General features: G+C 64.6%; 10 protein-coding genes and 1 pseudogene. 6 read left to right on the forward strand and 5 right to left on the reverse strand.

Going from position 1 to position 15683, the window contains the following annotated elements; genetic code table 11:
- A partial coding sequence (locus JO059_RS09640) for an enoyl-CoA hydratase-related protein (protein WP_366516183.1) occupies positions 1–230 on the forward strand: 230 nt, incomplete at its 5' end.
- Positions 231–246: 16 nt separating this feature from the next.
- Here the strand turns inward: JO059_RS09640 and JO059_RS09645 are convergent.
- The gene (locus JO059_RS09645) at positions 247–2415 is read right to left on the reverse strand and encodes a hypothetical protein (protein ID WP_293316093.1); all 2169 of its coding nucleotides are present in this window, start codon (positions 2413–2415) and stop codon (positions 247–249) included.
- Between the two features lie 203 nt (positions 2416–2618).
- Here JO059_RS09645 and JO059_RS09650 point away from each other — a divergent pair.
- Positions 2619–3163, forward strand: a pseudogene (locus JO059_RS09650) (universal stress protein).
- 349 nt (positions 3164–3512) lie between these two features.
- Positions 3513–5321: a serine/threonine-protein kinase gene (locus JO059_RS09655; protein WP_293316095.1), complete on the forward strand. Its 1809-nt coding sequence runs from the start codon at positions 3513–3515 to the stop codon at positions 5319–5321.
- 91 nt (positions 5322–5412) lie between these two features.
- Here the strand turns inward: JO059_RS09655 and JO059_RS09660 are convergent, their stop codons facing one another.
- The gene (locus tag JO059_RS09660; RefSeq protein WP_293316097.1) at positions 5413–5808 is read right to left on the reverse strand and encodes a DUF732 domain-containing protein; all 396 of its coding nucleotides are present in this window, start codon (positions 5806–5808) and stop codon (positions 5413–5415) included.
- Between the two features lie 217 nt (positions 5809–6025).
- On the opposite strand from JO059_RS09660, the gene JO059_RS09665 reads away from it, so the two are divergent.
- Positions 6026–7033 carry a UDP-glucuronic acid decarboxylase family protein gene (locus JO059_RS09665; protein ID WP_293316099.1) on the forward strand — a complete coding sequence of 336 codons (1008 nt, stop codon included), beginning with the start codon at positions 6026–6028 and terminating at the stop codon, positions 7031–7033.
- Positions 7034–7042: 9 nt separating this feature from the next.
- Complete coding sequence (locus JO059_RS09670) at positions 7043–8236, forward strand: glycosyltransferase (protein ID WP_293316101.1); 1194 nt, start codon at positions 7043–7045, stop codon at positions 8234–8236.
- A 154-nt stretch (positions 8237–8390) separates the two neighbouring features.
- Here the strand turns inward: JO059_RS09670 and JO059_RS09675 are convergent, their stop codons facing one another.
- Both JO059_RS09675 and JO059_RS09680 read right to left on the reverse strand, forming a co-directional pair.
- Entirely contained in the window at positions 8391–9665 is a 1275-nt protein-coding gene (locus JO059_RS09675) for an amidohydrolase family protein (protein ID WP_293316103.1), read from the reverse strand.
- 76 nt (positions 9666–9741) lie between these two features.
- Complete coding sequence (locus JO059_RS09680; RefSeq protein WP_293316105.1) at positions 9742–10644, reverse strand: DUF808 domain-containing protein; 903 nt, start codon at positions 10642–10644, stop codon at positions 9742–9744.
- A gap of 252 nt (positions 10645–10896) precedes the next feature.
- On the opposite strand from JO059_RS09680, the gene JO059_RS09685 reads away from it, so the two are divergent.
- Complete coding sequence (locus JO059_RS09685) at positions 10897–12210, forward strand: PE family protein (protein WP_293316107.1); 1314 nt, start codon at positions 10897–10899, stop codon at positions 12208–12210.
- A 187-nt stretch (positions 12211–12397) separates the two neighbouring features.
- Here JO059_RS09685 and JO059_RS09690 read toward each other — a convergent pair whose 3' ends face one another.
- Positions 12398–15547, reverse strand: coding sequence for a cytochrome P450 (locus tag JO059_RS09690; protein ID WP_293316110.1), 3150 nt, complete (start codon positions 15545–15547; stop codon positions 12398–12400).
- Between the last annotated feature and the right edge of the window lie 136 nt (positions 15548–15683).

The following is a 15683-nucleotide window of genomic DNA, read 5'->3' on the forward strand; positions in this document are numbered from 1 at the left end:
ACGGTGATGTGCGGGCGACGGCGCTCCGGCTCGCTGGGCGGATAGCCGCCTCGGCTCCCCTGGCGTTGGCGAGTATCCGTGCCACCATGCGAGCCGGGCTCGCCGGGGCGGTCGCCGCTGCCACCCAACACGAACTCGAAGAACAGACCCGCCTACAGGCCACTGCCGACTTCCGCGAGGGCGTGTCGGCAGCGGCCGAACGCCGCGCTCCGACATTCACCGGTCGCTGAAATCGCTCGAAACACGTCAAGCGCGGTCATCACCCTCCTTGGGGCGATCGGCGCTGGGCCCGCACTGTGGGAGGCCGCGCAGCCCGTCGGGATTCTCGCCCGCCACCCGCAGATGGCGTCGTCCATCCTCGGTCAGCGCAACACCGATGGGCGCCTCGTCGCCGCCGGCGCCATCCGATTCCAGGACGAGCTCCAATTCCCCGGAATCCACGAACAACATGGCGTCGTCGCTGGAGAGCGTCCAGGGCTGGCCGTCGTTGGGCCACCGGCCGCCGACAAGTCGGACGGCGTCGCGTTGGCCCTGTTGATCTTCGGCCTCCTCCGGGGTGACGCAACTGACCCACAGCTTGGGGGGCAGCGGACGGAAGTAGACGGCGAGGCGCTGCCGGTTCAAATCCACGCCGATCGGTATTCCGACCGCGGGCAGCGATGTGCCCTCGGGTTGGTCGTTCAGTGACTTCTTGACTTGACGCGACCCGATGCCGCTGCCGAACCAGTCGATCGTCAGCACGGTGGTGAGGTATTGCGCGATCGCGAGGGAAAGCAGACCGCCCGCCCCGGCTACCCCAACCCCTGCCGCCCCGGCTGCCGCGGTCACCGGCAGGGCCAGCAAACCGACGACGGCGGCGGCGCCGGCAGCCGAGGCGACCTTGCCGGCCGCCGTGAGGCTGAAGTCCGGATTCACCTGCGGCTCAGGGGGATTCTGTGCCGGCCGCACTCCTACGGTCCGCGGGAGCTCTTCGAACCGCTCACTGACTCGCTTGACTTCTGCCTCGTAATCCTGGTGGCTGAGTTCGCCCGCGCGCTTCTTGTCGCCGGCTTCGCTCAGCGCCCGCTCGAGGCCCTCAATGGTTTCCCGAGTTTGCCCGTCGCCCGACTGCATCTCGGCACCCTTTAGGTCGCGCGGTATGACGTCAAGACCCATCTCGTAGGTCACCTTGAACGACGCCTCGAAGTCGTAGAGCTTCGTTTCAGCGCTCACGGTGCCGTCTACGACCAGCCGGCCGTCCTGCGTGCGCGGAACGATATCGGCGTCGAGCGCGTCGAGGCTGCGGTCTTGGCCACCGATGGTGATGGTCTTCGGGCCTTCCAGCACGCACGGCGCGTCGGCGGCGAAGTCATTCTCTTGCAGGTCAAAGCTTTTCATCACCGTGTCCCGCACCTGGCGCAGGATGCTCCAGCCGGTTACAGCCAATCCCGTTTTCTCACGCGGGTTTTCGGCGAGGATCGAAGCGGGCAGGTCCTCGCCAGGCGGCAGTTCGCGCAACGTCTGCAGCTGGACGACCAAGGATTCATGGGTGTCCTCGCCGACGTCGAAGCGCTGCACGACCGCGTCGATCGCCTTGACCGTGCTGTCGTCCTCAGCGTCGGGGTCGACGTCCACGGGCGCCGGCAGCAGATTCTGCATGCCGTTGTCGCCCAGCTGGGCAACCTGGGGGCGGACCGCGTCGGCGATCTGGGCGGCCAGCCCGTCGAGCACGCAGATTCGGGCCTCGTCGTCGGAGAGGCCGGGATGCCGCAACTTCTCTAGGTTCACCATCAGTTCGCCGGCGATGCTGTGGGTTATCCAGTAGGCCTCGGCATAGTCGAGCTCCCAGCTGATCCGCGGATCTTGACCTTTGAAGACGGTATGGCCGTCGGGCCGGCGCTCGATATCCGGACCGAACAGCCGCGCCGAGTAATCGTCGGGGGGCGGAGCGGCGAGCAGCACGGGGGCGTCCTGCCTCGCGAAGTTCAGCGCGATGGTCTGCTTGCCCGGCTCTGTTTGGTGCGGTTCGAGCTGGTCGTGAATCGTCAGGCGCCCGAACAACGGAATCTCGTTGTAGGGGATCTCGCGCGTCTCGCGGGCGCGAGGGCCGTCCGGGATGGTGACCGTGACCGGCGGCAACGCCACCAGCGGGATACAGGTGACGGAGTCGATGACGATTTTCGAATCGAAGATCGCCAGGTCGATCGCGAAATGCCGCATGGGGTCCCGGAATTCGTCGCCCGCCTGCTCCTGCCATAGCCGTTGGTGGGAATCGAGGACGAACCAGACGCGATCCAGCGTGAGATCAAGAGTCGCTGTCGCAGCGTACCCGGTCCCGTCGACCGACTGCGTGTACTTGTCACCGCTGAACATGCCCACCGTCTGGTCCTGGACGCGTTCACGATGAAGCTCGATGATCGTGTCGGGGCGATGCATGGCGACTCCGTTACCTAGGGCGGCGCGGTGGTGTCGGGCGGTGCTGGCCTGCGAGTGTGTACCCAAAAAGGGCGGTCTTGAGTCGCGCTTCGTCGGGGCCGTTGGTCCTCCCGCTTGCATCTCTTCGGCCCTAACGCGCACAGCTGTCCTGAGTCATCCTGCGTGGGTAGATAGCCGATCAGAAGAAATCGAATGGTGCAACGATCGCGTCGGGGATCTTGGTAGGCGTTGACGGCTCGGCCGCGGCGCTGGCCGCCGTGCGGTGGGCGGCCCACGATGCCGCGTTGCGGAATGTGCCGCTCACCCTCGGACGCGCGAGTTCATCGACTCGGCGATGAAGGTCGCCCAAGAGAGCGCCGGCGGTTGCGGTCCGGTACGGGTCGATAGCAAGGTGTTTCACTCGGCCACCGTCCCGACGCTGGTCGGCATTTCCAAAGAAGCGGCGATGGTTGTGGTCGGCTACCGAGGGCGTGGTGGCGCGCTGGTCCGCAAGTTCCTTGGCTCGGTGAGTTCGGGATTGGTCTACCACGCGCATTGCCCGGTCGCCGTGATCCACGACGTGGGAATCCGCCGCCGAATCGAAATCGGCGACCCGGCGCGACCGCTGATCGAGGCGTCCGAACGGGCGCAACTGCTTGTGGTCGGCAGCCACGGCCGCGGGAAGTGCGCTGGCACGTTGCTGGGTTCCGTCGGGGCTGCTGCGGTCAACAGTGCGAAGATCCCCGTCATCGTGGCGCGTCAGCCCTAAAAGTTCATCCGCTCCCCACGCTGCCCACGGCCTGAGCGCACCGAACTTCCGCAGCCGCATCGTTCGGGTTGGCTCCGTACCCCACCAACACCTGAACCACTTGGGCGGGCGATTCAGCAGAATTGAGATGCGTCTGAATGATTTGAACGGTTGGCACCCAATCGTCCGCTTGTTGCCTCGCCGGCAGCCCCGCATCGCTGACGCAACGAACGTAATGGCTTCGTGCACCCTGCGCCGACGCTGGCAAACCGCAGGTCGACGGATTTTCTGCCCCTACTTGCATGCGCGCCCGGCGTGAAACGGAGCGCGGAATTGGCTCCCCGGCAGTGCCGGTTTGTAGGCTGCGGACATGCCGTTCAACAACGGTGAGATCTTCGCCGGCTACGTCATTGAGCGCTTGCTCGGCACCGGTGGCATGGGTGAGGTTTACCTTGCCCAGCATCCTCGTCTGCCTCGGCAGGACGCGTTGAAGATCTTGTCATTGGCCGCCACGGCCGATGACGAGTTTCGCGCGCGGTTCAGTCGCGAAGCCGAATTGGCGGCCACGCTATGGCACCCGCATATCGTCGGCGTGCTCGATCGTGGCGAGTTCAACGGCCGCCTCTGGATCTCGATGGAATACGTGGACGGCACTGACGCGGGTCGATTGGTTCGGGAGGCCTACCCGCGCGGCATGCCAGAAGAGGAGGTCGGCGAAATCGTGTCAGCGGTGGCTGATGCGCTCGACTTCGGTCACGAACGCCGCCTGCTTCACCGGGACGTCAAGCCCGAGAACATCCTGGTGACTGCGGCCGAAGGCCATCGCCGCAGAGTGTTGTTAACCGACTTCGGCATCGCTCGCAGAATCGATGACGTCAGCAACCTCACCGAGGCCAACATCGCGATAGGAACGATCAGCTACGTGGCCCCGGAGCAACTCCTGGGCAAGCCGCTCGACGGCCGGGCCGATCAATATGCGCTGGCTGCCACGACCTTTTACTTATTGACCGGCGCACCGCCTTTTCAGGACTCAAATCGCGCCGTCGTGCTCAGCCACCACCTCAATACGCCACCACCGCGGATATCGCAGCGGCGGGCTGATCTCGCACACCTGGACGCGGTGCTGGCAAGGGCGCTGGCCAAAGAGCCGAACGAGCGTTACGCGAATTGCGCCGACTTTGCCCAAGCATTGGCGGTTAGCGGTCCCGGCCGCGCGCATTCGAGCTCCACCACGGAGACGACGTCGGGGTCGGGTCCCGCCGCGGACCGCGGCTCCGGCGACCGTCCGCGCACCCAGCGCCTGGAGCGTCTGATCGTCAACGGAATAGCGCGCGGCGTGCAGCAAAGCGCGGCCGGTGCGCAAAACCAGGTCGGGACGTTGTCGTTTCATGTGGTCCCGTATGAGCCACTCCCGGATGGCGGCACCCACGTTCCCGTGGAAATACAAACCGATCTGGTCGCAAGTCGGCTCGCGGAGGGAGATGAAGTCGAGGTCAGCGGTTTCTGGGACGGCGACACCCTCGATGCCGACAAAATCATCAACTTTTCCGTTGAGCCTGCACCTAAGCGACGCCGGTCCGAGGTGCGCCCGAAGCCGTCGCCGCACCAGGCACCAAAACCCCGGAAGGCCAGGATCGTTGCAGTCCTCGTTGCCGTCGGTGTCCTCTTGATGACCGGCGCCGCGGTTGTGTGGTTCACGGACGGCTTCGGTCGCTGGACTCGCCCCGGGCCAATCGTCAAGCCGGTGAGCGCCACGGTGTTCTCCCCCGACGGGGCGCCGGATAACCCGCAGGACGCCAACTTGGCAATCGACGGCAACCCAAACACGGCGTGGTCCACCGTCACCTACAAGGACGCCGTGCCTTTCCCCAAATTCATCCAAGGGATGGGGCTGTTGCTGCACCTGTCCGAGCCAACCGCGCTGAGCGCCGTGACGATCGACCTGTCCAGCACAGGAACCCAGGTGCAGATCCGCTCGTCGCCCACCCCATCGCCGGCCAAATTGTCCGACACCACGGAGTTGACGCCAACCACGTCACTGCAGCCCGGGCACAACCGCGTAGCCGTCCACAACGGGACCAAGACCTCCAACGTCCTGGTGTGGATCACCACCCTGGGCACCACTGACGGCGAGAGCCGGACCTCGATCTCCGAGATCACCCTGCAGGCGGCCGCCTAGAACCGCAGACATTTCGGCCCGCGGAGGATTAATCCACCCCGCAAACCATGAGCGGCGTGAGTGGTGGCCCCGCGAACCGCATCCGCCCCGGCTAACCGGCGCCCGGCGTCGGTAGCGGGAAGATGGGCCAGAGCCCGTTTGGCGGCAGAGTTAGAGGTGCAGGAGTCGTCGTCGGCTGCCCCACATGTTGGGGGCAATAGGCGTTCACGGCGCTCGTCGCGAAATTAGTCGCGTTTTCCGTCGTGTAACCCGGATTGCTCGCCGCCAGACTTCGGATGACGTCGGCTTCGGGGTGACCCTGGTCCATCAGTTCGCAGGCCTTTTTGCCGACCGCAATGGCGACAGGTCCGCTCTTGTACGGGACGCCGGCTTGGTCGAGAGCGGCCAGGAAGGTCGCATCGGGGCCCGACTCGCTGTTCACCGGATCGGCCCCCGCTCGGGTGGGCGCGACGATGATGGCGACAAAGATCGAAAGTGCGACCAGCATTCGCATCACTTCATGCTCTTACACATTGCCGCGATCGGCGTGTCCCGCCTCCCGGCCGCCAGAGAATTCACTGACATGTTGCGAGCCGGCCACGGACCAGCGCTCAAACCAACGACGACGCCCGGCCGGTCGCCGCGCAGAAGTTATGATCCTAAGCGCCTGCGGGCGAGGACTTCGAGTGCTACGGCATGCGCCGCGACCAAGGAGAACAAACAAAGTGAGAGCCCTCATCGCGGGTGCCGCCGGGTTCCTGGGGTCTCACCTCTGCGATCGCGTTCGCCGCGATGGCATTGAGGTTCTCGGGCTCGACAACTTCTATACGGGCAGGCGCGAGAACATCAGACACCTCGAGCGAGATCCCGGGTTCAGCTTCTTCGAACACGACATCACCCGGCCGGTGTCCGCGGCCGCGGCGGGTCCGCTGGACATCATCTTCAACCTGGCATGCCCGGCGTCGCCGCGCGCCTACCAGCGCGATCCCCTCTACACCCTGGAGACCAATTACGTGGGGACCAGAAACCTCCTCGAGTTGGCGCGGGAGAACGGGGCAATCATCCTGCAGGCTTCTACCAGTGAGGTCTACGGCGATCCGAGGATCCACCCCCAGGTGGAAAGCTACTTCGGCAACGCCAACTGCTTTGGCGCGCGGGGCTGCTACGAAGAGGGCAAGCGAGTTGCGGAGACGCTGATGCTCGAGTACGCGCGTCGCTACGGCATTCCCATCAAGGTCGTCCGCATCTTCAACACCTACGGTCCGAGGATGGACCCGGAGGACGGTCGAATCATCTCCTCGTTCATCGTCCAGGCGCTGCGGCGAGAATCGATCACCGTGTTCGGGGACGGCAGTCAGACCCGTTCCTTCTGCTATGTCGACGATCTCGTCGACGGGCTCGTGAAGATGGCCGCCAGCGAGCCCACGTTCACGGGGCCCGTCAACCTTGGCAGCCAGGCGGAGCTCACCGTCCTCGAGACGGCCCGCCTCATCAAGGAGATGACCGGCTCCTCCTCGGCGACAATCTTCAAGCCGCTGCCGCCCGACGATCCGAAGAAACGCAAGCCCGACATCAGCCTGGCCGAGTCCAAGCTCGGCTGGCGTCCGCGGGTCACCTTCGCCGACGGTGTCGCCCGGACGATCGAGTATTTCGAAGGCACCATCGGAGGTAACTTCCAGGGGCTTCCCATGAGTTGTGACCATTGCACTAGTTCCGGTTCCGCGAGCGACTAGATTCCGCCGATGAGATTTGCGCTGGCAACCGTGGGAAGTCGTGGCGACGTCGAACCGTGCGCCGCCATCGGTCGGGAGCTGCAGCGGCGAGGTCACGAAGTACGCATGGCGGTTCCGCCTGACGCAATTGGCTTCGTCTGGTCGGCGGGGCTTGCCGCGGTCGCCCACGGCCCGGACCAGGCACTGCACGTCGCGAACATCGAACGCACGTATGGGAAGACGCCGCATCCGTTGGCTGCGGCGTGGGAATTCGTTTCGCATGTCACCCAACTCTGGCCGGCGTTGGGTGCGTCGCTGATGTCACTGGCGGATGGGGCGGACCTGCTCTTGACGGACGCAAGTGAGCAGGGCCTGGGCGCGAATGTCGCCGAATACTATGACATTCCGCTGGCCGCGCTGCATATCTTCCCGCTGGATCCCAATGGGACGGATTCGCAGATCACCAAGCGCGCCGAAGACGCACAGCGCCGGACGCTGGGCCTGCCCGAACAAACAGACCGTTCGACTCGACGGCCGCCGCTGGAAATCCAGGCTTATGACGAACTCTTCTTTCCCGGACTGGCAGACGAATGGGCGAAACATGACCTCTGGCGGCCTTTCGTGGGCGGGCTGACGCTGGAATTGCCGGGGGATACGGACGAAGAGGTTTCGTCGTGGATTGCCGCCGGAACGCCGCCGATCTACTTCGGCTTCGGCAGCAGCGTGCAACTCCCGTCTCCCGCTGAGACGGTCGCCGTAATCAGTGCGGCGTGTGCGCAGCTCGGTGAACGGGCGCTGATTTGCAGCGGCTTGAGTGATCTCACCCGGATCCCGCATTCCGACCATGTAAAGATTGTCGCCACGGTAAACCACTCGGCCGTCTTTCCCGCTTGCCGCGCGGTCGTCCACCACGGGGGTCCGGGCACCACGTTCGCAGGCATACGCGCCGGGGTTCCTACGTTGGCCCTGTCAATCTCGGTCGATCAGCCGCTGTGGGCAACTGCGGTCACCCGACTGGGAGTCGGTCACGGGCGGCGCTTCTTCGAGGCGACCCTGGACACGGTAGTGGCGGATCTGCGGTCCATCCTGACACCGCAGTGCGTCACTCGAGTCCGTGAGGTCGCCGCGCAGATGGCCACACCCGCCGAAAGCGCCTCCGCCGCCGCCGATCTCATGGAAGAAGCCGTGCGCCTCGGCAACCGTCGGCTTGAACGCAAGTACTGACCGTCTCTGCGCCGCGACCGGCTCGACGACCCGGCGAGATCGGCACTAGCTCAACGGGTTCGAATCAGTTCTCCACGGCGGCTGGTCGCGCAACTCCTTCTGTTACCCGCCGACCAAGCGCCGCCCCTGCCGAAAAATTGTCCCGTCCAACCGGTTAGCGCCGTTCGGGAGCGAGCCGCTTGAGGGCCAGTCCTCCTTCGAACGGTCGGTAGCCGAACGCGGCTGGGGCGCGATAGCCGGTGTCCTCAAGAGGGGTGTGCACCTCCGCTACAGTGGGCCCGATCTTGCCAGCAACCGGCGCCAAAGCATCGAGATCGAAACGGTAGAGGCGAGCGGCGTTGCCGCCCAAGACCTTTCGGCAGACATCGGGTGATCTGTCGTGCAGGGCCCAACGGATGGCCATCTTGGAGTGGGGTGCAAAGCCTTCCTCGTGGGGGTAGTCGCTGCCCCACATGAGGTGATCGGGTCCCATGAAGTCGATCATCGCGCCTTCGTAAGGCGTCAGCTCGGTGGCGAAGAAGCAGTTCCGCTGGACGTATTCGCTGGGCGTCAAGGTCAGCTCGTCGACCGACGAACCACCGAACATTCCGTAGGTGCGGTTGCCGGCGTCGGACTTCATGGTGGGCACCATGGCGTCGAGGATGCCGAGTTGCCCGGGGACCCACAGCGTGCCCTGCTCGGTCGGCACGAAACGCAGGGTCGGATACCGCTCGAACATCCCGGCCAGGATCAGGTGACCGAGTGTGCGCTGGGCCCACGTCGCCATCTCGGTGATCAACACCGCGTTGGACGCCGGCTGGTCCATTGGCATCTCGGGGCTGCCGGCCCCCGCATGCTGCACCACCGTGAGGTCCAGTTCTGCACATAACGCCCAGATCGGTTCATAGCGGGTGTGAAAGAGGGGGGCCACCTGCGGGTCGCCCGGTGAGACCGCCGGAATGAGCACGCCCCCGAAGCAGCCCTGATCAGCACCCCAGCGGATTTCTTCGAGCGCCAGCTCGACATCGTTGGGAAAAATCTGAATCAACCCGCGGCGCCGGGCCGGGGCCAGCGAACAGAAGTCGATCTGCCATCGATTGTGGGCCTGCACACCGGCCCAACGCCTCTCGAAGTCCGCACGGGTGCGAGGCAAGCTGATGGTGATGTTCGGCGTGGTCGGGAAGAACGGCGGAACGGTATTGGGCAGCAGCACCTCAGCGGCCACCCCGTCGGCGTCCATCTCCTCGATCCGAAGCTCATGGTCCCAGTTCCGGTTAGCCGTGGCGACGATCAGATCGTCGAAGGGGCTGGCGTAGGCCGTGGCCCACGCATCGAACTCATCGTGCAGACGCGTCGGCAGATACGGTTTGTATCCGTACAGATCCGCCCCGGCATGGGTATCGGTCGAAATGACGATATAGCGATCCAACGTTTCCCAATTTGTCGTCATAGCACCCTCCACCGGTACGTCGAGTGTAGGAGAAGCGGATCGCTCGACGAAGCCCTGCCATGCGCGGAATTCCTTGTCACATCGAGGAGCCGCCTCGCCGAACCAACGACAGCATGCGCTTAAGCGCGATGATGACGGCCCCGACACCCAATCCGATTACCACAGCGGCTCCAGTCTCCACGCACCAGGCCATCCCCGCGCCAAAGGTATTGACGGAGTGGCGAATCCGGTTTTCGATACCGTGAACCAACCCGTACACAGGGTGCCAACCGAGGTGGTCGCTGCCGGCCAGCAGTATGTGGCCGCCCACCCAAAGCATCGCCACCATCCCTACCGCTGAGAGCAGTGAAAGCAGCCTGGGCATGGCGGCCACCAGACCCCGCCCAATAGTCTGACCGACCCGCGATGCGGTTTGGGTGAGGTGCAGGCCGACGTCGTCGGTCTTGACGATCACGGCGACGACGCCGTACACGGCTGCGGTGAGAACCACGGCGACGATGATGAGGATCAAGAGCCGCGGCACGAAAGCCTGGTCGGCCACCTCGTTAAGCGCAATCACCATGATCTCGGCGGACAGGATGACGTCGGTCCGTGTCGCCCCGGCCACCACGTCGTCCTCGGTGACGAGCGCGGCAGGCGCACGATGACCGCGGATGCTGCTCCACGCCTTCTCCGCGCCTTCGTAGCACAGGTAGGTGGCGCCGAGCATCAGGACCGGGATCAGCAGCCGCGGCAGGAACTGACTGAGCAGCATCGCGATCGGCAGGATCAACAACAGCTTGTTGCGCAAAGATCCGATCGCGATGCGCCTGATGATCGGCAACTCCCGCTCGGCCGCGATCCCATGGACGTATTGCGGTGTCACAGCGGTGTCGTCAATGACCACGCCGGCTGCCTTGGCGGTTGCGCGGCCACTCGCGGCCGCCAGTCGCGCGAGGACCGCGACGTCGTCCAGGAGTCCGAAAAGACCCGCGCTCATTTTATTTTCATCATTGAGCCGTCTGTCCGGTCATCAGCAAACGGGTAGAGCCCCATTGGCCAATTGTGGGCTCTGAAGGCGTGGCCCCACCACGGGTGGGTGCCTCGAGAATGTTCCCCAGTGATGCAGGGGCCAATAGAGATTCTCGGTGGCGTCGTCAGCGGCCGATAACAGCCAAAATCCCTGACGAATTCGACGCCTATTCCTCGACAACTCGCTACGATGTCGTGATCAGCCGGTGGGGGGTGAGAAATGTCTTTCGTGATCGCGACGCCAGAAATAGTGTCGGCGGCAGCCAGGGATTTAACGGCGCTCGGTTCGACGCTGAGCGCGGCCAACGGGGCGGCAGCATCGGCAACGACGGGCGTGCTGCCCGCGGCATCTGATGAGGTCTCCGCGGCGATCGCAGCGTTGTTCGGTGCGCACGGCCAGGCATATCAGGCGCTTGGCGCCCAGGCGTTGACGTTTCAGGAGCAGTTTGTCCAGCTCTTGGGCGACGGTGCGAGCAGGTATGCCAATGCCGAGGCCAATATCGTGCAGGCCTTGACGAGTGCGGCGCCTGGCTCCGCCCAGGAGTTCGCGCCGGCCGCCGTGCTGCAGTCGATTCAGGCGGCCGCCGCGGCCCCGCCGCACATCAACCTGGGGCCGCTGAACACCGGGGCCCTCAACCTAGGTCTCGGGAACCTCGGCAACGGCAACATCGGCGTGGGCAACAACGGCAACAACAACATCGGCATCGGGCTCACCGGCAGCGGCCTGAGGGGCATTGGCGGGTTGAACTCGGGCGCCTCAAACCTCGGCTTCGCGAACGCCGGCACCGGCAACGTCGGCATCGCCAACACCGGCATCAACAACGTCGGCATCGCCAACACCGGCACAGGGAACATCGGCTTCTGGAACACCGGCATCGGCAACACCGGCATCGGGTGGACCAGCAACCCAAACGCCCGCGCCATGACGCCGCTGGATTCGGGCACCCACAACCAAGGCTTCTTCAACTCGGGCGACAGGAACATTGGTTTCTTCAACTCCGGTGACACCTCCGCCAACCCCGTCCAGGACCCGGCCACCAGCGGAGGCCACAACTTCGGTCTCTTCAACTCGGGCGGCGCATTCCCATCCCCCACCGGAACATCCACCGTTCAAGGCGGCCATAACTTCGGCTTGTTCGACTCGGGCTTCAACAACTGGGGCATATTGAACTCGGGAGTCACCAACACCGGCATAGGGAACACCGGCTCGTTCAACACCGGGTTGTGGAATGCGGGCACCTTGAACACCGGCTTGTTCAACCCGGGGAACATCAACACCGGTCTCTTCAACTCACTCAACCTGAACACGGGCCTCGCCAACTTTGGCTTCGACGATGGCACGGGCAACTCGGGCTTCGGGAACGCCGGCATCGGTAGCTCGGGCTTCTTTAACTCGGGCAACGCCAACACGGGTCTGTTCAACTCGCTCGGCGGCTTAAACTCGGGCTACTTCAACAGAGGTACCGGACAGTCGGGTTTCTTCAACATCCACTCATTGAGCTGGCTGGCACCGTTCGATCCGGGCTACGCCTGATGCAATAGAGGTTTTCCGGCCTCCAATTGGATACGCTGCCGGCGACCCCACACCGCCTGATCGGGCAAAGTGCGTGGCGGTGGTATTTGACGTTTCCCTCGAGATGTATTCGGTGAAACCGGTGATGCTTTTCCGTTCTATCGCAACGGGTGCGGTGGTTTGGAATCCTGTTCCGCCGATACCAGTTTCACCCGGCCCACACGTCCTCGACATAGTGGTCCGATGCGATCAGGCCGTTCAGCCAGTCGCGGGCACGATCGTCGTCAGCGCCGGTCCGTGCCCGATAGATGTTGAGGAAGGACCCGCGCACCGCCGGCGCCATCCGCGCGCCGTCGCCGCACACGTAGACATGGGTGTCCTTGGCCGGGTCGCCCAGCAGGTCCCACACCTCGTCGGCGTCCGCGGCGATCCGGTCCTGCACGTAGCGAACCCCGTCCTGCGGCGCGCGGGAGAAGGCCGGGCGCATCTGCACGATACCGATGGCTTCGGCCTGTTCGAACCGGTCCCGGAAGATGTAATCGACCTCCGGGTCGCGCACCCCGAAGAAGCACAGCGCCGGCTCCACTGGCGCCCCGGCACGTTGTGCGGCGAGTCGATCACCGAGGAAACCAAGAAATGGCGCGACGCCGGTACCGGCGCTGACCAGGATCACGTTCTTGGCCGGGTCGGCACCGGCCCGAAATGCCTGGCGGGCCGGGTCCACGCGCGCCCGGATCACTTGTCCGGGTTGGACTGTCGCGAGGTAGTTGGACGCGACACCTTTGAACGGGCCGTGACCGGAACGGGCCGGCGCGTCGAGCACACTGACGATCAGTCCGACGATGCGTGGTGACAGCAGCGACGACGAAGCTATCGAATAGTGTCTGGGCACCATGGGATCAAGCAGTTCAAGAAGTTCGGCCCCGGCGAGAGCGCAAGCCGGGTACTCGTCGAGGCATTCCAACACGCTGAGCGGGCAGCCGTCTGGGGCGTCGGCCAGTTCGGTGAGGCGCTGGTGCTCTAGCGGACTGCTGTTGGCCGCTGCAAGACTGCGTAATTGACTGCTGGTCACCGGTTTCCGCAATTCGACGAAGTGGGTGAGCAGTTCTCGTGCGCTGACCTCTCGGTCCAGCGCGATGAGCCGCCGAGAGCTGCGTCGAGGATTGATCGCCAGCCTCAGTCCAGGGTCGATGCCGAGTTGGGTCAAAACCGCATCGACCACCTCGGGTGGGTTGTCGGCCATCACCGTGAGGTGGTCGCCCGTTTGGTAGTCGACGCCGTCCGGAAGGCCCACGCGGACATTCGCTTTCGCCTGACCCAGCCCGGCGCTGACCAGTTGGGTGTTCTCGACGACGGTCATCGGGATCACCGACGACCGTGCATCCATCGCCGCCGTCACGGGACCGATGATTTGGCGCAACTCGTAAAGCGGTTCGGCCGCATCCGTGAGCGGCGCGGCGTCGGGGTCTCCGAAGCGCTCCGCCAAGGCTGACCACAGTGCGGCTGCGAACTCCTCGATCGTGCCGACCATATCCCCCGAGGTGTCGGCCGCTGCACGCGCGACCAACCGGTTGGCTTCCAGCTCGCCAAGGCGCTCGTCGATGCGCTGCGGGATCGCTTGATAGGTGTCCGCCCAGTTGTGGTCACCCACACCGAGAACCGCGACATTGGGTGTCGGATTCAGCGTGGTATTCGCGTCGAGCAGCCAGGTGAGGAAGGCGCGCGCGTCGTCTGTTGGCTGTCCGTTGTAGGAGGACGCGATGATCACGACGGCCTCGGCTTCGGGGAAACCGCCAGCGGCATCGTCGAGGGGGGCTACCGTCGCGTTGCAGCCCAGAGCCGTGGCATCTTCGGCGAATTGGCGGGCCAGCGCGCGGCAGGTGCCGAGGTTTGAGCCGTGGAAGATGGCCAGCCTGGTGCCGGCCGTGATCGCCGTTGGGTGCCGCACGTTCTGCGTTGCGGCGCCCTCACCGCCAGGTGCGTCGGTCCGGCGGTCCTGTGCGGTGCGCCGGAGAACATCGAGTCGGAACCCGACCGGCCGGCGGCTGGTCGGTGTTTCCCACTGCGGCACATAGTGATAGGCGTCGATGAGGCGGTAGCGATGAACGATCCGGGCCAGTGCCATGGCCGCCTCATGCAGCGCAAACTGCCGCCCGATGCATGAGCGCGCGCCGGTTCCGAAAGGTTTGAACAGCGCGGCCGGCCGGGCCGCCGAACTTTCCGGAGCGAAGCGGTCGGGATCAAAGAGCTCGACATTGTCGCCCCATCCCGGTTGGCGGTGCAATGCGCCGGTGAGCACCGTGACCGCCTCGCCGCGCTTGATCGGATACTGGCCACCGATCACGGTGTCTTCCAAGGCCATTCGATCGAAGCTCAGCACCGGCGGGGACAGTCGCAGGGTTTCCTCGATGACCTGCCGCAGATAGGTCAGCTTGCCGATGTCGTCGTATCCGGGCAGGTAGTCGTCGTCGGCTCCGAACACGGTGTCCACCTCAGCCTGCACCCGGTGCAGCACTGTCGGATCGCTGACGATGTTGTACAGCGTGTTGGGCATCAACTCCGACGTGGTGAGCTGTCCCGCGATCAGGAAGGTCAGGATCTGATTGCGAATGTTCTCCGTCTCTAGCACGGGCTTGCCGTCCGGATCCTGTTGCAGCATCAACGCCAACAGGTCCTCAAACTCACGGTCACCGGATCGATGCTCGGCTATCAATCCGTCGATGAACGTGTACAAGGTGGACAATTCTTCGTTGAACACCGGCGTCGGCGCTCCAGATCCCAACTCGCGCATGGCCATTGTGAAGCTCTGCGGGATCGGCGCCAGGCCGGGACAGTCGAAAGAGTCGAAGCGCGAACCGAATCCGGCGAGCGCGACCGTGTCCATCGCCAGCTTCTGCAAATCGGTGGACACATCCACCGGCCCGGCTCCAACGCTGGCGTCCCACCGGTCGACCAATTTGCAGTTAATGTCCAGCATCGCGCCGTGGTAAGCGCGCAGACCCGCGTAACTGAAACCCGGTAGCAGCACATCGTGGGCCCGCTGCCAGTTCGGCTCGCCGTGGTAGGCCGTGAACAGGCCGTCACCGGCCAACGGCCTGACTCGTGCAAGGGTTGCCGTCAGGTTCTTGGTGAAGCGGCTTTCGTCGCACAGCTCGGTAACGAGCTCCAGCGAACACGCGTAGAGCTTCCTGAAGCCGCCGTTGAAGTCGGCGTAGAACAGCGGCCCGTGCAATTCGCCGAGTAGGTCCACCGGCAACGCGCGGGGGCGGCCGATCAATTGGTCCGGGCCGGGCAGGGGTCCCTCGGCTGAGGGGATGCCGGGAAGATCAGGCGGGGGCGACGCATGAAACTCGCTCATGTGGGCAGCATAAGTTTCGCGAGCTGTGCAGCCCAGGTGGATCGCTTCGTGCAGGATGTCGTCAGCCTGCGTTGCCTGGAACAGCCGGGCTGGTGGGGGTCGTGGGAGTCGTCGGCGTCGCAGAACTCGTCGGGAT

The organism is Mycobacterium sp. (assembly GCF_019247615.1).
In the GTDB taxonomy this organism is placed as follows: domain Bacteria; phylum Actinomycetota; class Actinomycetes; order Mycobacteriales; family Mycobacteriaceae; genus Mycobacterium.